A 25,568-nucleotide genomic window follows, 5' to 3' on the forward strand; every position below is an offset into this window, starting at 1 on the left:
CTCTAAAAAGAAATTGGAGCAAGTGCGATAGCAAAGCTGACCAAAGATATTGCTAAAATTTAAAACCTTATTGGGTCAAATAGCTAGTACCGCTTCGCAGAAGTCAAAAGTCAAAAGTAGGGGTAGCGCCCCCGTGCCTACCCCGGTATTTGGGGCAACCACAGGGGGTTTACCCCTACAAAATTGATTGGTTTAGGGATTTTTAAAATGTTCAATTTATTTTGCACTATTACTTAATTGTTTGACAGCAGCGTTGATGATTTTTTCGCTCTCTGTTTGAGTTTGTGTTAGTTTGGTTTCTAGTTCATCACATAGTTTCATTAATTTATCTACTTTGGCAACTATGCGTTTTTGTTCTTGATATGGTGGTAAAGGTACAACTATACCTCTAATTTTACCTACGCTTAAGCTATAAAGTCCGCTAGTGGTAATGGCTAATTTTTTTATTTCTGTTATTCCAGCAGGAGAATTTAAAAATAGAAGTGTAAAAAGACTTCCAGTATGTCCAAGTGGTCTGCAACGAATTAAATGATTTTGATGAACACAATTTTTTATCTCTCCATTCCAAACAGCACATCTACCTATTTCATTTTCACTACCATTACCCTCAACAATAAGTAAATCTCCAGGGAATAAATTCCATTTTTGTAGGTCATTTTCAAAAAGTTCAAAGTACATAATTTCTGATAAATCTAACCTTCCTCTATAAACGTTAGCTACTCGTAAATAGGGATAATAGTTAGAGATTGGTGTTCTTTTTGGAGTCTTCTGAATTCCACCTACAACTTCATAAAAATCATCAATACGTACCCACTCCCACCCAGATGGTAATTCAAACAGTAATTCATCTGTTTCTAGTGGAGATACTAACTTTGATTTACTAACCTTCCCTTCCTTAATTAACCGTTCCTTTTCCTTCTTAATTCTCTCCAACAAAACCGCCGCAGGTTCATCATTTGCATTTTGCGGAACTAGCTTACCCATAACAGCCAGTTGGAGAATAGCTTGACGCAATTTACCAATATTTTCTGGCGCACTGTAGAGAATGTCAAAATTATCGCCAATGCGCTGCCAATTTTTGGTGAATGTCTCTGGTGTGTCAGCAGTGAGGAGTTTGTTTAATGCTGCATTATTGATTAATATGCGGGTTTCCCGTTTCTTTTTTTGACGTGCTTCTAATTCGTCGCACAGTTTCATTAATTCATCTACTTTGATAACAATGCGTTTTTGTTCTGCAAGTGGGGGAACTGCTATTTTAAAAGTTTCTAAATTTGTTTTTGATATAGCTTTAAAAGTTGAACCAACCCCCATTTCTGATATTTTTTTTTCAAATGCTCTGAGGAAATAAAGTAGGTAGAAATTATTAGTATTATCAAGACTTCTTAAAGCTGCTAATCCGCGACCAATACAAGATTTTTCTTGACATATATTAGTTGAACCTACAGGCGCACGTACTGAAATTAAAATATCATTTTCTTCAGCAATCTTTAGCGGAATTTCACACCAGACTCTTGGGGTAGGATATAAATTATTGAAATCGGATTTACCTTGATAAAAAGGTAAGCCTTTTTTATGATTATTATAGTATGTTGAATCTGGAGATTGTCCCATTACTATTAATACATAACTATCTAAATTAACCCACATCCAGTTTTTTGGTAATTCAAAAGGAATTTTACTATCATCTATTTTGCTAGTAGTGCGAACCTTTTGAATCTTTCCTTTAACTAACCGTTCCTTTTCAGCTTTAATTCTCTCCAACAAAACCGCCGCAGGTTCATCATTTGCATCCTGCGAAACTAACTTACCCCTCACCGCTAAATCTAAAATCAATTCTCGTAACTTCTGCACACCATTAGGCGCTTCAGCCAACAAATCAAAATGCTCAAAAAACGTTTCTAACTTCATACAAATTCACCCCCTAAAGCCGTCATCAATTCCCGTTTCAAACTATTGCGAGTATCACCTAAATCACCTAAAAGACTTGCATATTCTTCCAACATTTCCTCCACATCTCGATGTTCAAAATCAACCGTGTGGGGATTTTTGACATCTAAATTATATCCATTATCCTTAATCACCTGAATAGGAACTTTCCAAGCAAATTCAGATTCGATTCTATCGTCCCACCAAGCCTTCTCCGGTGCAAATTCTTCAATCCTAATCGGTTTAGTTTTCGAGTAGGACTTATACCCCGGTGGATAGGGGTGTTCATAATACCAAATCTCTTGAGTTGGTTCACCTTTAGTAAAGAATAATAAATTAGTTTTAATGCCAGTATAAGGACTAAAAACCCCATTCGGTAAACGGACAATAGTATGTAAATTACAATCCTCCAACAACTTTTCTTTAATGCGGGTTTTCACACCTTCACCAAATAAAGTCCCATCTGGTAAAACAATACCACCCCGTCCCCCATCTTGTAATAAATGGCTAATCAATAATAAAAATAAATCAGCCGTTTCTTTAGTCCGAAAAGTAGCCGGAAAACCAGACTCAATTCCATCTTCTTCCATACCACCAAAAGGCGGATTAGTAATAATGACATTCACTCTATCACTAGGTTTATAATCCCTTAAAGGTCGAGATAAAGTATTATCATGACTTATCGCTGGAACTTCCACACCATGCAATAACATATTCGTCATACACAATAAATGAGGTAAGGGTTTTTTCTCCACACCTCTAATTAATTTATGTAATTTTTCACTATCTTCTGAAGTTTTTACATATTTATTTTTAATATGTTCCAAAGCACAAGTTAAAAAACCTCCCGTACCGCAAGCCGGATCTAAAATTCTTTCACCCAATTTAGGATCTATCATATCCACCATAAACTGAGTTACAGCGCGGGGAGTGTAATATTCTCCTGCATTCCCCGCACTTTGTAAATCACGGAGAATTTGTTCATAAATATCGCCAAATAAATGCCTATCTTGGGAACTATTAAAATCAATTTCGTTTAATTTATTAATTACTTGCCGGATAAGAGTGCCATTTTTCATATAATTATAGGCATCCTCAAACACATCACCAATCATTTTACGAACGGGATTTCCATGCTGATTTGTATGAAATTCTTTTAAAGTTTTGAATAAAACATTATCCACAAAATTAAGTAAATCCTCCCCTGTGTCTCCTTCTGGGTTTGTAGCCCAATTCCGCCACCTTAAAGCCTCTGGAATGGGAGAACGGTAATTATCATCTAAAAGTTCATATTCCGCTTCCCTATCGTCAAAAATCTTCAGAAAAATCATCCATACTAATTGACTAATACGCTGGGCATCACCATCCACACCAGCATCTTTACGCATGATGTCTTGGATAGTTTTAATTGTGGTACTGATTGACATTTGTTGATAAAGTTAGAGTTTTTGTATTATATACGTAGGTTGGGTAGAACAAAGTGAAACCCAACATAAACAACCTATTGAGGTGTTGGGTTTCGTTCAACAAGTAGTTTATGTTGGGTTTTCTCAACCCAACCTACTAAAGATCATTAAAGATTTTATCATCATGTTATCATAGAGTAGTATTAAGTAAGAAATCATTTACAAAACCTATGAATAGTCTCTTACAACAAGCATTTAGTGTAGTGTCACAGCTACCGGAAACAGAACAAAATGAGATTGCTAAACTAATTTTTCAAAAAATATCCCAGAAAGTACCCCAAAAATTATCAGATTCAAAAAATATAGATTTCATGCAATTTGCTGGTATTGCTAATGAAGAAGAAAGCATACTTTTACAAAAACTAGAACGTGAGGTAGAAGAACAAAGATTACTAGACTTAGAAAGGCAGATTGAAGTGTGAAAAAGGCTCTATTAGACACTAACATCATCTCATATTTTCTTAGAGGTGACACACAAGTTGTTCAAAAATTCCGTGAATATCAAACATTTCACAATTATCTAACTTTTTCTGTTCTTACCTACTATGAAATAAAAAGTGGATTGCTGTATAAAGATGCTAAAAATCTTTTACAACAATTTGAACTTCTTGCTAATAGTAGCGAGATTTTACCCCTTGATATAGATACTTCTAATGTTGCAAGTATTATTTATCAAGATTTACGTCAAAGAGGTTTATTAATTACTCCCATTGATTTACTGATTGCAGCATCAGCTATTCATCATCAATGTGTTTTAATTACTGCTAATATTAAACATTTTCAAAATATCCCTAATTTAGAATATGAAAATTGGGCTATTATTTGGTAGTAGATACGTAGGGTGCGTTAGTGATAGCGTAACGCACCGCAAATTCGACTAATGGTGCGTTACGGCTTTGCCTAACACACCCTACAAATACTGATATGGCTACGCTACGCTATCAGACAGAATTATGATGCCATATAAAGTTGATTTTTTAACTCTTGTAATGCCTCTAAATACTTTTGTTTACTGCCAAATATTTTATTGACAATTTCTATAGGTGTACCTATTTTATCAAACGGTTGCACTTTTAAATCATTTATATTTTCAATATTTTCAATTCCTTCATCTGCATATTTATCTAAAAGTCCATCTATAACCGCACGGGCTTTTTCGCTGTATTTATGAAAATAATCACGCTGACGCACCTTTTTAGCCCGTTCTTTGCGACTTAAAGCAGGTTGGTCAAAAGCCACATGACAAATTAAGTCAAAAGGATCAAAATCTTTGCCAACTTCCTCCGCTAATGCTTCTAATAAAATACCCTGTTCATTTAATTCTTGAATAATAGCTTGTTTCTGTGCTGCTGCATTCCAACGACGCAGAAATTTATCTAAAGTCGTAAATTCTTGTTGGACAGTTTTCCGGGTATAGTCTTTAATAGATTCGGTAATTAATTTACCATCTTTACCATAATAAAGAGTCCTTTCAGAAATTATTGCAGCATCCACATCTACAGGTACAAATTTAACTCGCTTTTGCCCTGTTTTTTCAGGTAAATCATCAATATTATCTCTACTATCTGCACTACCATTATCATCATCTGGAGGTACAGGAGACTCCCCCGTTTTTGGTTCATATATTTGTACAGGTTCGCCATCAAAATCTTCATCATTAAACTTTTTAGTCGCTTTTTTGAAATCTATAATTGTGAAATATTTTTTATCAAATTCTTCATTAATTCTTGTCCCTCTGCCAATGATTTGTTTAAACTCTGTCATTGAACCAATATTTTTATCTAAAACAATTAATTTACAGGTTTGGGCATCTATTCCTGTAGTCATTAACTTAGATGTCGTCACAATCACTGGATAGGTACTTTCTGGTAATATAAAATTATCTAATTCTGCTTTTCCCTGTTCATCATCTCCCGTAATTCGCATAATATATTTACGATTTTGGGAAACTAAATCACTATTTTCATTAATTAACGCACAGCGCATTCTTTCCGCGTGGTCTATATCTTCACAGAAAACAATAGTTTTATCAAATCGGTTAGTAGCTTTCAGGAATTCGGTAATCTTTTTAGCAACTAAAATATCTCGATTTTCTAATACCAATGTGCGGTTAATATCTTTTTGGATGTAAATTTTATCTTCAATTAATTGATTATATTTATCTAATTCTCCTGGTGCTGGTTGCCAACCTTCTAAATCCTTATCAATATCAATTCTCACAACTTTAGAAGGGGCTAAAAATCCATCTTCTATGCCTTGTTTGAGAGAATAAATATAAATAGGTTCGCCAAAATAATCTATATTAGAAACTTCTTTAGTTTCTTTGGGTGTAGCTGTTAAACCGATTTGGGTAGCAGCAGAAAAGTATTCTAAAATTTCTCGCCATGCGGAATCATCAGCCGCGCTACCCCGGTGACATTCATCAATCACAATTAAATCAAAAAATCCTCTAGAGAATTGTTTATAGATATTTTTAGCTTCTTCTGTTCCTGATACACCTTGATAAAGGGCTAAATAAATTTCATAGGATTTATCTACCTGACGTTTAGTGATTTTCGTCATAGCAGAACCAAAGGGTTTAAAATCGTTGGTTTTAGTTTGGTCTATGAGAATATTTCTATCTGCTAAAAATAAGATTCTCGTCTTGGTTTTAGATTTCCATAACCGCCAAATAATTTGAAAAGCTGTGAAGGTTTTACCCGTGCCTGTAGCCATAACTAATAATATCCTGTTTTCACCTTTGGCAATGGCTTCTACAGTTTTATTAATAGCAATTTGTTGATAATAACGAGGTGATTTACCACTGCCATCATCATAATAACTTTGGGTAATAATAGGCTGTAGTTCATCATCAATATTTTTCCATTGACAATAACGTTGCCATAATTCTGCCGGTGTGGGAAATTTATCTAAAGGAATTTCTCTTTCTATGATTCCTGATGTCACAGTTTTATCATGTTCTAAAAATGCGTCACCATTGGAACTGTAAACAAAAGGTATATCTAATATTTCTGCATAGTTGAGTGCTTGCTGCATTCCACTAGCAACACTGTGGTTATTATCTTTAGCTTCAATGACAGCAATTTTGATATTAGGTTTGTAATAAAGAATATAATCAGCGCGTTTACTTTCTCCTCTTGTGACTAATTTACCTCTCACATAAACCCGTCCTGCGGTAAAAGTGACTTCTTCACGGATTTGGGTATGTAAATCCCATCCTGCTGTTTGCACTATCGCAGGGGTGATGTATTTGGTACAGATGTCGCGTTCACTGAGGGCTTTTTTGTCAAAGTCCATAGGATTAAGTCTGGTTATATTTTTAGCACACTTATTACTTATAGTATCAATTAAACGTAATTTTGACAAGACAAAGTGTATATTTTACAATATAGTTGTACAACTTTTGAATAAAATACAAAATTGTTAATCATGTTTGGTTTTTCTATTTAGGGACTTCCAAATAAAAAAATACTCAACCACCTAACGCAAAAATCTCTCAAACCCTTATTCCTCTGTGTTCTCTGCGCCTCTGCGGTTCGTTAATCTGGATAATTTATTTCTTGGAAGTCCCTTATCAAATTCTCTATGTCCCAGGTATCGCTTCCCCTCACTGCACTTGCACCCATGCAAGATGTAACAAACCTCTGGTTTATGAAAGTCATTGCCCATTATGGCAGTCCTGATTACTTCTTTACCGAGTATTTCCGCGTTTATGATAACTCACGGCTCAATCGGAACATTCTCTCAGCAATTACCGAAAATGATACAGGTCGCCCCGTTTTTGCCCAAATGATTGGCGAAAGCATTCCCAACTTAGTCAGAACAGCAAAAGAACTCTGTAAATATAATATCGCAGGGGTAGATTTAAACATGGGCTGTCCTGCGCCTCGCATCTATCGCAAAAATGTTGGCGGTGGGTTGCTGCGAGAACCAGAAAAAATAGACCAGATTTTGGGAGAATTGCGTGCTGCGGTGAATGATAAACCTTTAACCGTGAAAATGCGCGTAGGCTTTGAAAATACAGATAACTTTTACCAAATACTAGATATTATCAATCGCCACAATATTGATTTACTGAGTTTGCACGGTCGCACAGTGAAAGATATGTATCACGGAGAAGTTAAATATGATTTGATTGCGGAAGCTGTGAAAAGGTTAGATTGTCCAGTGCTGGCCAATGGTAATATCAACTCGGCAAAAACAGCCCTAGAAGTGCTTTCGCAAACGGGTGCAGCGGGTGTAATGGTGGGACGTTGGGCAATTGGGAATCCTTGGATTTTTAATCAAATTCGTCAGGCTTTGCGAGGAGAAGATATTACACCTGTTCCTTTATTAGAGGTACGTAAATATATTGACCGTTTGTCACAAACTCCTGTAGCATCAACCGTACCAGAACGGGCGCGGGTAGGCTACCTGAAAATGTTCCTGAAATACATTGCTTTGAGTGTGGATACTGAGGGTGAGTTTCTGCGATTGATGCGACAGGCGCAGACTGAGGTAGAATTGTTTAATGTGTGCGATCGCTTTCTCCTGAGTAATATAACGAAAACTTTAGCCCTAGCACCTGCTTTGATTGTGTAACTATAAGTAGGGTTTGCTGAAAAAGTTATCTGTGAGGGCAATGTGATAGCTGTGGTTTTGAGAGTGACAGAGATTTAAACGCTGCGATTAATTTAAAACAAGAAGCGGTCAGATTGATCGTGTTAGCCTGTGGACTAGATAGTGCCGACACTTCTAGGGTGAAACAGGAAGAAAAAGCCGACTTTTGTTAGCATTAGTTAGCTTTTTTGTATCGGATATCATCGCCTACAACTGAAACGAAGCAGTTAAAGCTACAGCCAAAGCATCCGCCGCATCATCAGGCTTAGGAAGTTCCTCTAAATCCAACTCGCGCATCACCGCTTCCTGCACTTCTGCTTTATCCGCTCTGCCATAATTTGTCAAAGCTTGCTTGATTTGGGGAGGGGCAAATTCCACATAAGGAAGTTTGCGTTGTCCCAAAACCAACATTAATACACCCCTAGCCTGTGCAACAAAAATAGTATTTGCCATACGATAGAAAAATAATTTTTCAATTGCTACTAAATCAGGTTGAAACTCATCCATCAGTGTGTGTAAATCGTCAAACAAAGTACATAGACGCTGACTCATTTCCATATCAGATGAAGTCCGAATTACCCCAAAATCCAGCATCTTTACCGTAGTATCTTGTAATTTACCTTGATTTTGCTGCCATGTAATTACGCCAAATCCCACAATTGCTAGTCCAGGGTCTAAGCCTAAAATTCGCTTTTCCATAAATTTTGGATAAATTGTTTATAAAATTCATTTTTACTGAGTCAAGGTGCGTAACTCAGATTATCAATTAAAGGTACATTCGTATTAACACTGTTCCGGGTTTTCCCTCTTCAAGTTGTAACTTGGTTTGGGTCAAGGTTTTTTCTTCATCTTGATTATCCTTGCACCTTGTTGGCATTTTAAATTGATTTTACTCTTGGTCTTTAAACCAGGTAGTGTACATTTTCTGTTAAACATTGTTTGTACCACCGTTCCCTATTAGGTATGTCAATCGGTTTTCTTAGACAAGCCCTCAACGCCATCCAACTCCAGTCACACAGCCGCACTTCCCATAGGGTTAACCAGTGGTTTAAGTGGTTATCCCCTGGAATATCGGTAAAACGCTGGTTTTTTGTCAGTGTTGGCGGTGTTTTGTTGGCAAGTTTGGGGTTGGCTATTTGGATTAAGCTAACCCCAATTTTTTGGATATTAGAATTTCTGCGTGGTTTACTGGGTTTCCTTACCGACATCCTACCCAACTATATCAGCGGACCATTGGTGTTAGTATTGGGTGTACTATTGGTGCTGTGGGGACAATCTCGCACTGTCGGTTCAATTACTGAAGTGTTAAGACCCCAAGGGGATGAGGAAGAACTGATAGATGTTCTCCTCGCCCATCGCCGTTTGTACCGAGGTCCAAAAATTGTCGTCATTGGTGGCGGTACTGGACTTTCTACTTTACTCAGAGGCTTAAAAACTTACAGTGCTAATATTACTGCTATTGTCACCGTAGCCGATGATGGTGGTTCTTCGGGCAGGTTACGTCAGGAATTTGGCGTTTTACCTCCTGGGGATATTCGTAATTGTTTGGCTGCACTAGCGGATGAAGAAAAATTATTAACAGAATTATTTCAATATCGTTTTCGCGCTGGAGACGGTTTGACAGGCCACAGTTTTGGTAACTTGTTTTTAACTGCCATGACTGATATTACTGGAGACTTAGAAAGGGCTGTTGCAGCTAGTTCCAAAGTTCTAGCTGTCAGAGGACAAGTTTTACCCGCAACCCTTAGTGATGTGCGTCTCTGGGCAGAATTAGAAGATGGACGCCGCATTGAGGGTGAGTCTAGTATTCCCAAAGCTGGGGGAAAAATTCTTAAAATTGGTTGTATTCCTGAAAATCCACCTGCTTTACCCTCTGCGATTAAGGCCATTAAAGAGGCTGATTACATTATTATTGGTCCTGGAAGTTTGTATACTAGTTTAATCCCTAATTTATTAGTACCAGAAATTGCCGATGCGATCGCAGAGAAAAAAGTACCCCGTATCTATATCTGCAATATTATGACCCAACCAGGAGAAACAGAAGGATACACCGTTGCTGAACACATCGAAGCCATTGATGAAGCTTGTGGTGATAGAAAACTGTTTGATGCTGTATTAGTAAATAAAAAAACCCCATCAGCCCAAGCCCTCATCCGCTACGCCCAACAAAATTCCCATCCCGTTTTCTTAGACCGAGAAGCTGTCATCAATCTAGGACGGCGAATAGTCCCTTCTAACATCTTGTATGAAGATGAAATCGGTTTTGTCCGCCATGACCCACAAAAATTAGCTAAGTTTCTATTAAAGTGGTACAGTGTAGCACAGCATGGGAAGTAATGGGGATTGGGGATTGGGGACTGGGGACTGAGGAGCAGGGGGAGCAGGGGAGGCAGGGGAGGCAGGGGAGGCAGGGGAGGCAGGGGGAAGATTAATAACCCAATGCCCAATGCCCAATGCCCAATGCCCAATGCCCAATGCCCAATAACTAATGCCCAATAACTAATGCCCAATGCCCAATAACTAATGACTAATGACTAATGACTAATGACTAATGACTAATGACCAATAACTAATGACTAATGACCAATGACTAAACTTTTCCTTCCTGATACAGAAGCAACACAACAGTTAGGTATTTTTCTGGGCGAAAATCTGACTGCTGGTAGTGTGATTTTACTAGAAGGTGATTTAGGTGCTGGTAAAACAACCTTGGTTCAAGGTATTGGTAAGGGTTTGGGTATTACTGACTCTATCGTTAGTCCTACTTTTACCCTCATTAATGAATACACAGAAGGACGCATCCCCCTTTACCATCTAGATTTGTATCGTCTAGAACCTCAAGAAGTGACTGGCCTGAATTTAGAAAGTTACTGGGAAGGGATGGAAGTTATACCGGGAATTGTTGCCATTGAATGGGCGGAACGAATGCCTTATTTACCAGATAGTTATTTAAAAGTATGTTTAACATCTGGTGAAAATGGCACTCGTCAAGCGGAAATTATTACTGTGAATTGTACGATAAATTTTTTACGAGAATGTTAAAGCTTTTCCGCGAATTTGCGTATTTACCTGCCCTTTGTCATAGACAATTTCACCACCGACAATGGTTGTTACAGGCCAGCCAGTTAAATTCCAACCTTCAAAGGAATTCCAACCACATTTGCTGACAACTTCTTCCCGCTTTACAGGTTTGTAGGTATTTAAATCTACTAAAACCAAATCCGCATCGTAACCAGGAGTAATTTCTCCCTTGTTAGGAATACCATAAGCAATAGCTACCGCCTTAGACATCCATTTCACAACCTGGGGAACGGTGCATTTTCCCTCCATTGCAGCAGTTAACATTAAAGGCAAGGAAGTTTCAACACCAGGCATTCCTGAAGGGGTATTTGGGTAAGTTTGCCCTTTTTCTTCTAAAGTGTGTGGTGCATGGTCAGTAGCGATAAAATCAATGACACCATCTCGTAAAGCTTGCCAAAGCACCTCATTATCATGGGGCGATCGCAAAGGTGGATTCATTTGTGCCAATGTGCCAATAGTTTCATAAGCACTGGTATTTAACAACAAATGTTGTGGTGTCACCTCCGCTGTCACCCAACTTGGTTTATCCTCACGCAGTAACTCGGCTTCTTGGGCTGTTGAAAGATGCAGAATATGTAACCGACGTTGATATTTTTTAGAAAGTTTTAATGCTAATTTTGTGGCATTCAAAGCCGCTTGATTATCTTGAATTTGGGAATGCACAGCCGGATCATGAATACCAGCAAACTCCTGTCGTCGTTGTTTAATTCTCTCCTGGTCTTCGGCATGAACAGCAATTAAGCGGCTTCCCTGAGCAAAAATACTCTCCAACACAGTTTCCTGGTCAACCAACAACTCACCGTGCATCGACCCCATAAAAATCTTAATTCCCGGTGTCGGCTGGGCTGAAAGTAATTCTGTTAAATTATCTGCCGTTGCCCCAATAAAAAAGCCATAATTAACTAAGCACTTATTGGCAGCCCTTTGGAGTTTGTCATCCAAAGCTGACTGGCTAGTTGTCAAAGGTCTTGTATTCGGCATTTCCAGAAAGGAGGTGACACCCCCTTTAGCGCAAGCACAACTGGCAGTAAACAGGTCTTCCTTATATTCTAGCCCTGGTTCGCGGAAATGCACCTGGGGGTCAATAACTCCTGGCAACAAAGTTAAACCTTGTGCGTCAATTTCTTGAGTCGCTGTAGCATTAGCTATTTCTGAACCTACCTCGACTATTTGCCCTCTATCCGTCAAAACATCCCCAATCATAAACTCCCCATTGGGTAAAATCAGGCGTGCTTGGCGAATCAGTAAACTTTTTGGAGATGACATGGATTTATCAGTGATCAGTTATCAGTGAATAGTTTCATCGTAAGAGATTTATAAAAATTAATTTATGTGAGAACACAAATTCTGCAACCCCTATCTTGATCTGTAAAACTTGCTGATCTAGTTAAGATAATAAACAAAATCTCCCCTAATGATTTCAATGCTTGCCTCTTACCCTAAAATTTAAGTAATTTCATGCAAAATCAAGTGTCTGATAAAAACTCGAGCCAACAGCCTGATAATTCCTGGATCGTCGAGCTAGTGAAAACAATTGTCTTGAGCGTTTTTCTAGCCCTGGGAATTCGTACTTTTGTCGCTGAAGCCCGCTGGATTCCGACTGGCTCTATGGAACCGACGCTGCATGGTGTACAAGACCAGTGGAAGGCAGATAAGATCATCGTTGATAAGGTGAAGTATAAATTTGCTAACCCAGAACGGGGGGATATAGTTGTATTTTCACCTACAGATGAGTTAAAGAAAGAACAATACCATGATGCCTTTATTAAACGAATTATAGGTTTACCAGGAGAAAAAGTAGAAATTAAAGATGGCAAAGTCTATATTAATAACCATCCTCTTGCGGAAGATAAATATTTATTTCCCTCTGCGCGTACAGTTGTTGATGTTTGCCAATCAGGAGGGCAACCCCCTTTCTTGGCTAAACCCGAAACCATACCACCAAACTCATACTTAGTATTGGGTGACAATCGTGCTAGCAGTTATGATGGACGCTGCTGGGGGCTAGTACCACGAGAAAATATTATTGGTCGGGCTGTAATTCGTTTCTGGCCTGTCAATAAAATTGGCGGTCTCGATAAGACACCTTTGTATCCATCTTCTAAGGGAATAGAGAATCAGGAATAGGTTGTAACTGCCGTTCAGGATTTACTAAAAACGACAGCTAAAAGAAATCTAGATTTTTTCCTGATTGTGGGCTGCAATTTTCACGCCGATGAAAGCATAATAGAAGTGTGACTAATCTGTTAGCCCCTTTACAATCCCTAAAACAAGGTCACTGGTTCAAACTGATTTGTGGAGCCAGTTACCAACATCTACCTGCGGTCAGAAGTTTAACTTTAGCCTACACTTTGGCGGGTGCTGACTGCATAGATGTCGCAGCTGATCCAGCGGTTATTTTTGCTGCTCAAGAAGCTTTAGTAGTTGCCAAAACCCTAGCTAAGAATGCTGAGGAGCGTGGCTTTGGCTTTAAAGGGGATTTACCCTTGTTAATGGTCAGCCTCAACGATGGAGAAGACCCCCATTTTAGAAAAGCAAAATTTGATGCTCATAATTGTCCTCTAGATTGTCCTAGACCCTGTGAAAAAATTTGTCCAGCACAAGCTATTGTGTTTAACAATATAAAAGATAGCTTTTCAGGAATTATTGCGAAAAAATGTTATGGCTGTGGGCGTTGCCTTCCAGTTTGTCCTTATGAGATGATTGATACAGCGTCTGATGTATCAACGCCGGGAGCGATTGCACCATTGATTATGTCAACGGGAATAGATGCCATAGAAATTCATACAAAAGTAGGGCGTTTGGCAGAGTTCCAGCGTTTGTGGACAGCTATCGCTCCTTGGGCAGATAAATTAAAGTTAATAGCTATCAGCTGCAATGATGCTGAAGGGCTGATTGATTACCTGCAAGCAATTTATGATGTAATTGCCCCCCGTCCCCAAGTTTTAATTTGGCAAACAGACGGGCGCTCTATGAGTGGTGACATCGGCGATGGCACAACCATAGCAGCTATAAAATTAGGGCAAAAAGTTTTGGCAGCAAACCTACCGGGATATGTGCAGTTAGCAGGTGGTACTAATAGCTACACCGTCCCTAAATTAAAGACGATGGGACTTTTACAAGGATGGGGAGATGGGGAGATGGGGAGATGGGGAGAAAAAATCACCCCACCACCCTACCACCCTACCACCCCATCTATTGCCGGCGTTGCTTACGGTAGCTATGCCCGTGTGTTGCTGTCATCAGTTCTCGAGCCGTTAGAGCATAAGGAGGTGAATTCCACTGGTTTTCAGGCTAATCCCCGCCTTGAAGATGAACCGGCAATACTTTGGCAAGCTGTAGAACTTGCTCATTCTCTCGTTTCTCAGATTAAGTCACAGTAAGAGCGTTAATTGCTCCTTCGTTATCTCTAAAAACGTCACTACCATAGAAAGCATGACGATTACAGAAGATCTCCAAAAGTTACTGGACATTTTGCCTCAAGACCTACGACAAAAATTAGAGCATCATCCCCAAAGAGATAATTTAGTTGAGGTGGTCTTGGATTTAGGTCGTCGCCCAGAAGCTCGCTTTGCTGACAATGCTGAGTATCTGAGCGAAACCCCCGTTACTCAAGCACAGATAGATGATTGCATTCAAAGAGTCGGAACCTTTGGTGGAGATAATCGGGCAGGAATTGAGCAAACTTTGCATCGCATCAGCGCCATCCGTAACCGCACAGGCAAGATTATTGGTTTGACTTGTCGTGTCGGTCGGGCTGTGTTTGGCACAATTGGCATGATCCGCGATTTGGTGGAAACTGGTAAATCAATTCTCATGTTAGGTCGTCCGGGTGTGGGTAAAACCACCGCTTTAAGGGAAATTGCCCGTGTGTTGGCAGATGACCTGAATAAACGAGTGGTAATTATTGACACCTCTAATGAAATTGCTGGAGATGGCGATATTGCTCACCCGGCTATCGGTCGCGCTCGGCGGATGCAAGTAGCCAAGCCGGAATTACAGCATCAGGTGATGATTGAGGCTGTGGAAAACCATATGCCCGAAGTGATTGTCATTGATGAAATCGGCACAGAATTGGAAGCTTTGGCAGCCCGTACTATTGCTGAGAGGGGTGTACAATTAGTTGGTACGGCTCACGGAAACCAAATTGAGAATTTGATTAAAAATCCTACCCTTTCTGATTTGGTTGGGGGTATTCAAGCGGTGACGCTAGGAGATGACGAAGCCAGAAGACGAGGTTCGCAAAAGACAGTTTTGGAACGCAAAGCACCGCCTACTTTCGAGATTGCTGTGGAAATGTTGGAGAGACAACGCTGGGTAGTGCATGAATGTGTAGCTGATACTGTGGATACTTTGTTACGGGGTCGTCAACCTAACCCGCAAACGCGCAGTGTGGACGAAAAGGGCAAAGTGGCGATTACCAGACAGTTATCTGTGGTTAATGGTCGGGGTGGTAATTTAGCTAGTGAGCAAGAATCTTTCCCCGCAGTTCAGCAGGTTAATGGCTGGCGTGCTTCTGGTCAAATGGTCGCTTTACCAGCTTTACCTGTGGAACGGGTGACGGGACGCAGTGAGTTTGACCGCTTGTTAGATGAATCTTTCAATTATTCGGAAACTATTGATTTTAGTCATACTAAATCAGCAGGTCCGAATGGGGAAGATTTACCTCTGCACATTTATCCTTATGGGGTGAGTCGTCATCAACTGGAACAGGTAATTAGTGTGTTAACTTTGCCTGTGGTCTTGACAAAAGACATAGATAGTGCTGATGCTATTTTGGCATTGCGATCGCACGTCAAGAACCATGCTAAGTTAAGACAAATGGCAAAAGCTCGTCATCTACCAATTCATGTGATTAAGTCCAGTACCATTCCTCAAATTACTCGTGGTTTGCGGCGGTTACTGAATATTGAAGAGCCAGAACTTGCCGATGATAAGGAATTGCAGTTATTTCTACACAGAGGCGGTGATGACGAGATGGACGCTTTAGAGGAAGCGAGACTTGCGGTTGAGCAAATCGTCATTCCTAAAGGTCAGCCGGTGGAGTTATTACCCCGTTCTCCCCAGGTGCGGAAAATGCAGCATGAGTTGGTAGAACATTATCGGCTCAAGTCTGATAGTTTTGGGGAAGAACCTAATCGGCGGTTAAGGATTTATCCGGCTTAATTTCAGATATAGGAATTACGCAACTGTCCTATGAGTAGGGTGTGTCAGACTCGATAATTCGTTAACATTTAACTAATTTTAAACATCTGACGCACCATACATTTAACGGTAAAAGTAGTTCGGAACTCTATCTTTGATAGAAACCGAATAGTGCGGCTTGTAGTTAGCCCAGTAAGGCTTGGCCGTGAGCATCAGCCGAACGGTGCAAACCTTACCAAGCTAGAAATATTTGATTATATTTTTAGTAACTATTAGCTAACGTTTCTTGACTGACCCCATGCCCTGCCGAGATTCCCGAACTTGAGGAGAACCAATATACTCTATTGAACCCACGCCGGATACAGTCGCATCCAACTGCTCACTCACATTAACCACAGCACTCCCCACGCCGCTATGGCGAACCGTCGCCTGCTTAGTCTTCAAATTCTCACCTTGGAAACTTCCAACCCCGGAAAGATTGAGTTCCAGCACATCGACACTTCCGGCGATTGTCATACTACCCACCCCATCAAGGGAAATCGACAACTGTTTACCTTGGATATCCGTTACCTCAACACTACCGACACCATCTATATTCAAGCTCTCTAGGCTCTTCACCTCCACAACGAACTCAATGTGCTTGGAGGGATTCATACTGGTATCTTTCATGATGGTGAGATACAGCACATTGTCAGCTACACGACTTTTTAGCAACGGCAGAATGTTGTCGTCAGCGGTAATCGTTAGAGACTCTTTTCCTGTTTGCTGTATCGTAATTTTGCCGATAGATTTACTAGAAATAGATGAAAATCCAGCCACCTTTCTAGATTCAGTCTTCGCTATTCCAGAGCCTCTCAGCCCGCCTAAGTTAATAAAGCAGCCTGTTAATAGGCTCAAAGTTGCAAAGCACGCAACCAAACCGTATAGATTCGATCTCTTCGATCTCATTGTTTTACCTGCTATATAAATCCTTATTCATTCACTTTTCATTCAAAAGATTTCTGGAAAGCTTCTGGCTTAACACGAGGCGATTCTTGTATTTCGTATAAGCAAAATAACTAGCAATAATTATCAGAAATCCTGGAGATGCAAGCCATAACCAGAAACCAGGAAGTAACTTAGTTAATAGAAGATGACTATAGGGATTACTACCATTGGGTAACACCAGCCAGTATGCTGATATTGTTCCTGTAAAACCGACTATAATTGCAATACAAGCAGAAACTATTGAGAATTTGTATTTTTTCTGTACAAACAATTTACAGGAAAACCAATAAAGCGGATTGGCTAACCAGCCAATAGCTGGAATTTGAAGAAATAACAATCCCAGTAGTCCCCAAATTGTAACTTCAGCCCCCTTCATAACAGAAATAGAACTTGTCTGCTTTGCCTGGTTGTCAACTATCTCAAAAGCAAGTGCTGGCAAGCTAAGTGCTATTATGTAGAGCAACAGAGATATTCCCAATAGAACCAAGCGTTTATCAAATAAAAGTGTCTTTTTCATGGGTACATTTTATGATGAACGAATTTGAAGTTGTCTTAAATGCCCATCTATCCATTTGTCAGTTAGGAATCCAATTCCAAAACTACCAATAATCAAGAAGAGTGTTCCTATCAATAAATTATTGAAAAGGTATGATGCTAAAACAAATGATGATATTCCACCGACCATTATTCCCGCTATTCGGATTGGCCATACCCAAAAAGAATTATCTTTAAGATAGGACACATTTCTGCATTGAGGACAGTGGTGATTTCCAAACGGTGCTGACCAGTATTGATGCCAAGTCAAGGGAAAAGAATTGTGGCAATATGGACACACTAACTTCCCTGCAAAAGTCGAGTTTTTTAGGTGAAATGTTTGATGATCGGTTGAGATACTCATGATGGTTTTCAGACTTTTTCTAATCTGAATAAAAAGTTAAAAAGTTCTGTCATTCTGATGTTTGAGATCAGGGTGAATTTGTTGATTGAAAATTAATTTTGATTAGGACTTACGCAAAAACCCTCTCAAACTCTCATTCCTCTGTGACCTCTGTGACCTCTGTGTCCTCTGTGGTTCGTTTTTCTTAACCTGTGCATAAGTCCTATTGATGATCAGGTCTGTTGAATTGCGATCGCGTCTTTCAATTAATGCTTGCATTCCTAATACCAAGATTGTTCTCCCGGAGGATTAAACAATCAAACTATTATTAATCTAGCCAACAAAAATATTATCACCCGTCAAGTTTAAGTTGGCCGTCAAGGACGCTATTTGAACTGCGGCAGTACTACCACTACCATCAATGTCAAAGTAGAGTCCTCCACTTGGTTTATTGAAAATAAACCTGGTAGAAGCGGTTGCTATCCCTAGACTAAACTGGTCTGAAGCAATATTTGTACCAGCTATGAGTCCTCCACCAAAGCCAGCCGCAGATACCTGAATTAAGTCTTGATCAACATTAAAGTCGGTTATCTTATCCACTCCCTCAAAACTATTACTAAATAGAAAAGTGTCAAAATTATCGCCGCCTGTCAAGGTGTCAGACCCTTGTCCTCCAACTAAAATTTCACTAGATTGGGAACCGATTAAAATATCGTTACCCCCAAGTCCACTGAGAATTCGAGTTGAACCCACTTCTATATAGTCCGAACCAGAAGTACCTTGTTGATTGAGAGTGCCATCATCATTAATGATCGTGCTGGAAACCGCAGCAGTTGTGCCAACTTGATAACCAACACCACTAGCAAGGGTTAAATTAATCGTCTTATTGGCTTCTTTAAGCTGATCACCAACGGTGACAAGAATCAACTTGGCTGTTGTTGACCCAATGTTAAAAGTAATGTTTCCCTGTTTAGCACTAGGAAAGAGTCCATTATAGGCAACGTAATCCGTAATCTGTGTAGCGCTACCATCTATTCCGAAATTAACCGTCAGAGGACTCGTGGTTGCTCCTGTGCGAGTGAAGGTATAGACAATGTCTGCTTTACCATTTTCACTGACACCGCTATAGTTTGAGGCTAAAGTGATGGTTGCTAATGTGGAAGTGTCATCATTTTGAATAGTACCTATTGCTGTAGCAGTTGTAATTGTCGCTCCATTAGTAGGATTAGAGAGAGTAACGGTAAAGTTCTCATCGGCTTCAACAGTCGTATCACCTTGAACATTTACTGTAGTCAGAGTCATTAGCCAGATTAGTTCCCGAACCGATTACCGCCCAGTTAACCGCATTCGCACCAGTCGTATTCACATCACGCTTGACAGTAAAGGTAAAGGGGTTTGTCCCACTATTTTTTTCTATTTGATTAGCTTTGGTGGCAGCGATCGCTAGAGTGGGAGTGGTTACTGTACTATCATCATTTTGAATAGTACCTATTGCTGTAGCAGTTGTAATTGTCGCTCCATTAGTAGGATTAGAGAGAGTAACGGTAAAGTTCTCATCGGCTTCAACAGTCGTATCACCTTGAACATTTACTGTAATTTTCTTTGAGGTTTGACCTGCCGCAAAATTCAATATCCCAGAAGGGAATACTCCACCCACAAAGTCAGAGTCATTAGCCAGATTAGTTCCCGAACCGATTACCGCCCAGTTAACCGCATTCGCACCAGTCGTATTCACATCACGCTTGACAGTAAAGGTAAAGGGGTTTGTCCCACTATTATTTCCTTCTGTTAGATTGGCATTGGTGGCAGCGATCGCTAGAGTGGGAATGATTGGTGTACTATCATCATCAAGAATTGTTCCTACACCCTGATTATCAGCAATGATGGCGTTAGTGGCACTACTGAGATTGACAAAGAAGGTTTCATTAGCTTCTACTACAGTATCGCTAATAATGGTTACAGAAATGGTTTTGCTGGTTTCACCTGGGGTGAAGGTTAAGCTGCCACTGCTAGAAGTGTAGTCATCGGGAGCCACTGCTGCTGCGGAGCCTGTGCCATTGGCTGTGGCATAGTTGACTGTAACATTGGATGTAGCGACAGTGGAGAGGGTAACAGTGAAAGTTGCTATACTAACTCCGCTACTACCTTCATTGATGCTGATATCGTTTATGGACAGAGTTGGGGGTGGAGTTGTCCCCAAAACAGTAAAGCGTTTACTAAAGACGTTGTTGTTTTCGTTGGTTTCCTGTACGGTATTTTCGGAATCTACTGTCAAGGTAATTTCGTGAGTTCCTGCTGACAGCGGAGCGAATATACTGTCCTGATTAAGAATAGGCGGATATGTGTAAAATGGCGGATATTTAGTTACAGACCCCCACAGTACTCCATCCAATGAGAGAGTATACTTGAAATTCTCAAATAACACGTAGTCAGGTCCGTTATTGAGTATAGCAAAGTCGATATAAAGCGTATCAGCCGTCGTAATTGTTTGAGCGTTAGTATGAGTTCCTGCTACAGTTGAAATGACGATAGGCCCGTCCCATCCAATGGGTTGATAGGGTATTAGATCTATGTCGAAGAGGCTATTGGTATCAATGAAGATAGTTTGCCCCACTCCTGTTTGATCAAGTTGGTGAAACCCATAGACAAAGCCAGATAAACCATTATTAGTTGAGATAACACTTAAAAAAGAAGAACCCTGATTTCCTTGAGGAGTGAAAGATGATGGATTATAAGTTAGCAAACTCTTCGATTCGGTATCAGGCTTATTAGCCTTCAGTGAGGGGGTATTGAGAGAAGAATTAAGGAGAGAAGATAAAGATGTATTATTTCGGGTCAAGATTTGCCCATTGACTTTAGGAATACTTTTAAAAATTGTTTCGATAGAAGACAAGTCTATTTCAGAGTAAATATTCCTGACAGTTTTCTTGGCTTTATTTTGTAAACTCATGATGCGCTCCTGATTAAATTTGAGACCTGTTTACTAGAGTCAGATTAATAATTCTGGCTTCTGATATTAATGTGACAAGCGATCGCTTGATTTCCTGTATGAATTGATTGAAGATGTTATGAAACGTATTTAAAATACATGAGTCCAGGATTTCCGCCTAAACCAATTAACGGAGATGTCTAGTGATCCTGACTGCATCCCTTGAGATGAATGATTAATCATTCACTATACCCCTTGCTTTTCGAGTTCTTTCTGTATTTCCATAGAAAGACCGGAAACGTTCGTAAATTTCGCGCCATCTACTTTTACATCAACAAAGTTAGCATCCTCAAGATTAACTTTGTTTAGAGTTGCTCTACTCAAATCAGCACGACGAAGATCAGCACCGCGCATTGTGACATTTGTGAAGATAGCTCGGTGTAAATTCGCATTGCATAGATTAGCCTCATCTAAATTGCTGGAGTTTTCCATTGTTGCAGCAATCAAAATAGCTCCATGAAAATCTGCACCCACCAAATTGGCACCGTTAAATTGAGCCTCTGTTAAGTTGGCATTTGCAAAGTTGGCGTTACACAAATCTGGCTCATCTCTAAAGAGGGCTAGGCTTAAATTTGCACGATTCAGGTCAGCATGGCACAAATCTACTCCATCTAATGTAGCCTCAATGAGGATAGCACCAACTAAATTCGCATTGCTGAGATTGGCATGACTTAAATTTGCATGACTCAGGTTTGCACCCTCTAAATTCGCATTGCTCAAGTCCGCATTGATTAGGCTCGCTCCGTTCAAGTTTGCCTTACTCAGGTTAGCATTACTAAAATTCCTCCCATTCAAATTATTTCCACTAAAATCTTGACCAATGAGATTTTGTCCACTGAAATTGATCTCATTCCAATTGGTTTTACTAACATCTTGACCGATGGGATTAAGAGGAGTAGGGTAAAGCAGACCAGGATTCATCCTCACGTAGGCTGAATCATTTACAGGTTGCAATCTTCTCCCTGTAAGTTGTCCTTCCATAAGAAGTCGATACCCATTCATAATGCACCTGTTAAATAATTGGTCGGCATCTTTTGCTGGTTCGATGTGTGTCAGTTCTGTTTTGCCAGAACTGGGTTCGATGTCGAGGGGTTTGAAGGCTCTGACTACAAAGACCGAACAGGGTGCATGACGAGTAACGTAGTTGCAAACGCTGCCCAACACCAGCTTTTTCAGTTCCCATTCACGGCGGTAGCCCAACACAATCAGGTCTGCTCCCGACTCCGTAGCCATTTCACAGATTACCTGACCTGGCAGAGCATCAGGTTGCAGCATGGATTCAGTGAAGTGTTCCTGCACTTTTGGGGCGGGCTTTTGTAAAGGTTGGACAGGAATATTACGCTGTTCTGCCCAAGTAGCAAAAGCTGTTAACATCTGGGAATAGCCATGCTCAAATGGCGATGTAACGTGCAGTAGGAACAGGGTCGGTGTTGCATCCTTGTCGGTAATGTTGGGGCTGAGAGACTGCTTTGCCGCACGAATTCGTTCAGCCAGGTTCATGGCTTGGAGGAAGATATCTAGGCTAGTGGGGGAGTCGTCGAGGGCAACCAAGATTTTGCGAATTTTCTGCACTTCTTTCAAATGCCAATCCACCAAAGCAACCGAACAGGGCGTATGGTGTAACACATAGGTGCTGACGCTATCAAAGTACAGACTGCGCCATTCCGATGCTCCACCACGTCCCATCACAATCAGATCCGCATCCCATTCCTGAGCAGATTCGCAAATGATCAGACTTTGACTATCCAGCATACTCATAGCGCGAGTCTGGATGCCTTCATCCCTAGCTCTGGCAAGCAAATCTTGAATCGGTTTTTGCAGTTTGTATGTCAGTGGCATAGCCCAGGCACGCAAAGCATACAAGGTATCCTTCGGCTCATCATGAAGTTCAAGTTCATGTAAACGCCCCTCTTCCCAATCTTTGAGTTCAGCCCCTGCACCAGCACTAAGATCAAGTCTAGGTAAATGCCTCTCTATTAAATCCTCAATTTCAGCTACATACCCGGTCTCTCTCAAACCTTTCAAGTCCTCTGGGCTATAGAAGCGATCGCTTCCCGGTTCATGGCTGGGACGAATAGACATCTCATCTTCAAGACTTGCGATATGCAACAGCACAACTTCAGCATTGAGCGCCTCTGCCAGATTCATGCTTTCTTCAAAAACCAGTCTATAGTCGGGTGCGTCTTTATGGGTAGCATCGGGGATATCAGAATCATCTAATGGGACTAAAATTTTAATTTTTTTTAACATGGTTTTGCCTTCTAGATAGGAGGATTCATACAAAATTTGTCTGTAACCACGACTTACTCAAAAAATCACCAAATCCTTGAATTTATGTAGGGGCAATTCATGAATTGCCCCTACAATGTTGTGATTTACCTGAGTCGTAGTTCACAATTCTGACTTCTGATATTAATGTGACAAGCGATCGCTTGATTTCCTGAATGAATTGATTGAATACGATACAATTTGATAAATATGCGAGGAATAATTTTTATCCCCGCATATTTTGTTGCACAATCCCAAGTAAGTTAATTTAATTTTCTAAATTGCTGTGATTAAAGAATCGTACTTTTGGGGTATATGCGTTTGCTGAGATTGTTTCAGTTTACGCTTGAGAATTACACCTGCTCCTAGTGTGCTGAAGGCAAGGAGACCAAGAATTGATGAGGGTTCGGGAACAGAAGCAGGAGCAAGTTGAAAAAGTTGCTGGTATGCCCGTCCCTGTGATCCATCTATCCATCCTAATTCAGCTTGACTATCAGAAAAAACAGAAATAGCAGTATTTACCCAAAAACTAGAAAGATTTGGAACAGAAACGGGAATCCCATTGATATTTTGAAATACGCTATACACTGAAGTAGCATTACCAATGTCGTTGCTTCCTGGGACTGTTCCAACGTTAATACTTCCAACAAGTTGACTACCGTTGGCTACCTGACGAAATCGCAAAGGCGATTTTATCTCTGTGATATTATTCCCTAAGCTTGTAACTTTGAAATTATAACTGAAGCTTTTACTGCCTGAACCAAAAACACTTAGTTCCCGATTGTTAGCATAATAAGCTGCTCCATTACCAAAGGATATCGGGTCTTCTTCTTGTACTACGATATTATTAAAGTCAAAGTTGGTAGCTGTTCCAATTACACTACTATTTACTAGAGACCAGTCACTTAGAAGTTCTTGTCCTACCTGAATAGAACCACCATGAAAAAGCTCGGTTAGAGTACACAAATCCGTTGCTGCACATCCGACAGTCAATGTAGCTGCTAAAACTGGATGAGTAGCAATTGTCAATCCCGCAAAGAAGATTCCGCTACTCAAAGTGCTTTTGATTGTAACTTCAGCAATAGTTTTCGTGAAACTCATGATGTATGCTCCTGATTAAATTTGAGAACTGCTTACCAGGGTCAGATTAATAACTCTGGTTTCTGATATTAATGTGACAGGCGATCGCTTGATTTTCTGAATGAATTGATTGAATACAATACAATTTAATAAATATGCGAGAATATGCGAGGAGTATTTTTTATCTCCGCATATTTTGCCGTGTATTCATTGTTATGAATGCTATAATAAGAAAAAATAAATATAATCTATAGCTAGAAATAGCTTTGATTATAATATCACCTATAATTGGACATAGATTCGTAAATTATGCACAATAATTGATGTACAAATTAGCTTGCTCAAGGTTAATAAGTACCTGAGCAAAATTAATTGAATTGCTTAACACCAGGATTGTTCTCCCGGAGGATTGTGCAGTAACTCCCGAATATTGGTTTCAATCACCCGATAACCCACATTACCGTTAAGTCTTTGCCGTCCTTCATTAAAAATTAGAGTCGGACTGACTGTAACTGTATGCTCTTTAACTAATTCAAAATCCTTGGATAGTTGAGCATAAGCCTCACCACTATCAATCTGAGCTTGGATAGCAGCAATTGGGAGTCCTAAATTATCCGCAATTTCAAATTGTACCTTGCGGTCAGAAACGTTGGCCAGTTGGGTAAAAAACGCCTCCCGAAATGCCCAGGTTATTTTTTCAAATACCTGTTGATTTCGCTCTACTAAATCCTTCGTTTCTAGTAATTGAATGGCATGGAGAAACAAATGACAGGATGTGGATGAAGGCGGTGTAACCTTAGTCCAAATATCAGGATGAACGGTGATGTGAGCGAACTTTTTCGCCACCTCCTGGACATGATGGCTGTATCCTTGCAATCCCCCGCGTTCGCGCCATAGGTTCTCCAGTTTTTCATGAGCAACACCAAAGACGGGGACAAAGTGCTGTGCGATGGCAATCTTGTCTTCAAAGGTTGTTTTTAACTCATCCAGACGAGTCTGAGCAATATAAGCCCAAATGCAGAGAACATCGGAAAAGTAAAAAATACGAATCGGTTCCATATCACTTCATCCTTAGACCCACCAGAGCTTCTATCATAACCCTTAAATAACTAGGAATTTTTAATATCAAGAATTATATATTTACAGTACA

The 25,568-nt window shown here is 40.0% G+C and carries 20 protein-coding genes and 1 pseudogene; 9 read left to right on the forward strand and 12 right to left on the reverse strand.

The genetic code is table 11. The features are described 5' to 3' along the window. Positions 1 to 216: 216 nt before the first annotated feature. Together VB694_RS02165 and VB694_RS02170 are read right to left on the reverse strand one after the other, a co-directional pair. Positions 217 to 1,908: a restriction endonuclease subunit S gene (locus VB694_RS02165; protein WP_323358665.1), complete on the reverse strand. Its 1,692-nt coding sequence runs from the start codon at positions 1,906 to 1,908 to the stop codon at positions 217 to 219. Continuing rightward, positions 1,905 to 3,353 (reverse strand): class I SAM-dependent DNA methyltransferase, encoded by a 1,449-nt coding sequence (locus VB694_RS02170; protein WP_323358666.1) that lies wholly within the window; start codon positions 3,351 to 3,353, stop codon positions 1,905 to 1,907. Before VB694_RS02170 ends, VB694_RS02165 begins: the two co-directional genes overlap by 4 nt. A 209-nt stretch (positions 3,354 to 3,562) precedes the next feature. Between VB694_RS02170 and VB694_RS02175 the strand changes: the two genes are divergently transcribed. Together VB694_RS02175 and VB694_RS02180 are read left to right on the forward strand one after the other, a co-directional pair. Then, positions 3,563 to 3,814, forward strand: coding sequence for a hypothetical protein (locus VB694_RS02175; RefSeq protein ID WP_323358667.1), 252 nt, complete (start codon positions 3,563 to 3,565; stop codon positions 3,812 to 3,814). After that, positions 3,811 to 4,221, forward strand: coding sequence for a type II toxin-antitoxin system VapC family toxin (locus VB694_RS02180; RefSeq protein WP_323358668.1), 411 nt, complete (start codon positions 3,811 to 3,813; stop codon positions 4,219 to 4,221). The genes VB694_RS02175 and VB694_RS02180 overlap by 4 nt, the downstream gene beginning before the upstream one ends. 122 nt (positions 4,222 to 4,343) lie before the next feature. Here VB694_RS02180 and hsdR read toward each other — a convergent pair whose 3' ends face one another. Continuing rightward, the gene (gene hsdR / locus VB694_RS02185) at positions 4,344 to 6,689 is read right to left on the reverse strand and encodes an EcoAI/FtnUII family type I restriction enzme subunit R (protein WP_323358669.1); all 2,346 of its coding nucleotides are present in this window, start codon (positions 6,687 to 6,689) and stop codon (positions 4,344 to 4,346) included. A gap of 288 nt (positions 6,690 to 6,977) precedes the next feature. Here hsdR and VB694_RS02190 point away from each other — a divergent pair, with 288 nt between their 5' ends. After that, positions 6,978 to 7,973 (forward strand): tRNA-dihydrouridine synthase family protein, encoded by a 996-nt coding sequence (locus VB694_RS02190; RefSeq protein WP_323358670.1) that lies wholly within the window; start codon positions 6,978 to 6,980, stop codon positions 7,971 to 7,973. Positions 7,974 to 8,014: 41 nt separating this feature from the next. After that, positions 8,015 to 8,164 (forward strand): annotated as a pseudogene (locus tag VB694_RS02195) (RNA-guided endonuclease TnpB family protein); the annotation flags it as partial. A 34-nt stretch (positions 8,165 to 8,198) separates the two neighbouring features. On the opposite strand, the gene ruvC reads toward VB694_RS02195, so the two are convergent. Next, on the reverse strand, positions 8,199 to 8,690 hold the full coding sequence (ruvC, locus tag VB694_RS02200; protein WP_323358671.1) for a crossover junction endodeoxyribonuclease RuvC: 492 nt from the start codon (positions 8,688 to 8,690) through the stop codon (positions 8,199 to 8,201). A gap of 264 nt (positions 8,691 to 8,954) precedes the next feature. Here ruvC and VB694_RS02205 point away from each other — a divergent pair, with 264 nt between their 5' ends. After that, positions 8,955 to 10,328: a gluconeogenesis factor YvcK family protein gene (locus VB694_RS02205; RefSeq protein ID WP_323358672.1), complete on the forward strand. Its 1,374-nt coding sequence runs from the start codon at positions 8,955 to 8,957 to the stop codon at positions 10,326 to 10,328. Positions 10,329 to 10,577: 249 nt separating this feature from the next. Then, complete coding sequence (gene tsaE, locus VB694_RS02210) at positions 10,578 to 11,033, forward strand: tRNA (adenosine(37)-N6)-threonylcarbamoyltransferase complex ATPase subunit type 1 TsaE (RefSeq protein WP_323358673.1); 456 nt, start codon at positions 10,578 to 10,580, stop codon at positions 11,031 to 11,033. Here the strand turns inward: tsaE and VB694_RS02215 are convergent. Next, complete coding sequence (locus tag VB694_RS02215; RefSeq protein WP_323358674.1) at positions 11,019 to 12,338, reverse strand: dihydroorotase; 1,320 nt, start codon at positions 12,336 to 12,338, stop codon at positions 11,019 to 11,021. The genes tsaE and VB694_RS02215 overlap by 15 nt on opposite strands. Positions 12,339 to 12,530: 192 nt before the next feature. On the opposite strand from VB694_RS02215, the gene lepB reads away from it, so the two are divergent. The 3 genes from lepB (at position 12,531) to VB694_RS02230 (ending at position 16,238) form a co-directional block, all read left to right on the forward strand. Further along, positions 12,531 to 13,199: a signal peptidase I gene (gene lepB, locus VB694_RS02220; protein ID WP_323358675.1), complete on the forward strand. Its 669-nt coding sequence runs from the start codon at positions 12,531 to 12,533 to the stop codon at positions 13,197 to 13,199. A gap of 107 nt (positions 13,200 to 13,306) precedes the next feature. Then, on the forward strand, positions 13,307 to 14,455 hold the full coding sequence (gene ldpA, locus VB694_RS02225) for a circadian clock protein LdpA (RefSeq protein WP_323358676.1): 1,149 nt from the start codon (positions 13,307 to 13,309) through the stop codon (positions 14,453 to 14,455). A gap of 52 nt (positions 14,456 to 14,507) precedes the next feature. Next, the gene (locus tag VB694_RS02230; RefSeq protein WP_323358677.1) at positions 14,508 to 16,238 is read left to right on the forward strand and encodes a R3H domain-containing nucleic acid-binding protein; all 1,731 of its coding nucleotides are present in this window, start codon (positions 14,508 to 14,510) and stop codon (positions 16,236 to 16,238) included. Between the two features lie 255 nt (positions 16,239 to 16,493). Here VB694_RS02230 and VB694_RS02235 read toward each other — a convergent pair whose 3' ends face one another. The 7 genes from VB694_RS02235 to VB694_RS02265 form a co-directional block, all read right to left on the reverse strand. Continuing rightward, positions 16,494 to 17,165 (reverse strand): GIN domain-containing protein, encoded by a 672-nt coding sequence (locus tag VB694_RS02235; protein WP_323358678.1) that lies wholly within the window; start codon positions 17,163 to 17,165, stop codon positions 16,494 to 16,496. Between the two features lie 31 nt (positions 17,166 to 17,196). Then, positions 17,197 to 17,721 carry a hypothetical protein gene (locus VB694_RS02240; RefSeq protein WP_323358679.1) on the reverse strand — a complete coding sequence of 175 codons (525 nt, stop codon included), beginning with the start codon at positions 17,719 to 17,721 and terminating at the stop codon, positions 17,197 to 17,199. A 693-nt stretch (positions 17,722 to 18,414) separates the two neighbouring features. After that, positions 18,415 to 19,383, reverse strand: coding sequence for a Calx-beta domain-containing protein (locus tag VB694_RS02245; RefSeq protein ID WP_323358680.1), 969 nt, complete (start codon positions 19,381 to 19,383; stop codon positions 18,415 to 18,417). Continuing rightward, positions 19,352 to 21,031, reverse strand: a complete 1,680-nt coding sequence (locus tag VB694_RS02250; protein ID WP_323358681.1) for a Calx-beta domain-containing protein — start codon at positions 21,029 to 21,031, stop codon at positions 19,352 to 19,354. Before VB694_RS02250 ends, VB694_RS02245 begins: the two co-directional genes overlap by 32 nt. Before the next feature lie 225 nt (positions 21,032 to 21,256). Further along, entirely contained in the window at positions 21,257 to 23,320 is a 2,064-nt protein-coding gene (locus VB694_RS02255) for a pentapeptide repeat-containing protein (RefSeq protein ID WP_323358682.1), read from the reverse strand. A 294-nt stretch (positions 23,321 to 23,614) separates the two neighbouring features. After that, positions 23,615 to 24,439 (reverse strand): PEP-CTERM sorting domain-containing protein, encoded by an 825-nt coding sequence (locus VB694_RS02260; RefSeq protein WP_323358683.1) that lies wholly within the window; start codon positions 24,437 to 24,439, stop codon positions 23,615 to 23,617. A 360-nt stretch (positions 24,440 to 24,799) separates the two neighbouring features. Further along, positions 24,800 to 25,477 (reverse strand): DsbA family oxidoreductase, encoded by a 678-nt coding sequence (locus VB694_RS02265; protein ID WP_323358684.1) that lies wholly within the window; start codon positions 25,475 to 25,477, stop codon positions 24,800 to 24,802. Positions 25,478 to 25,568: the final 91 nt, after the last annotated feature.

The organism is Anabaena sp. UHCC 0451, from assembly GCF_034931405.1.
Classification (GTDB): Bacteria; Cyanobacteriota; Cyanobacteriia; order Cyanobacteriales; family Nostocaceae; genus RDYJ01.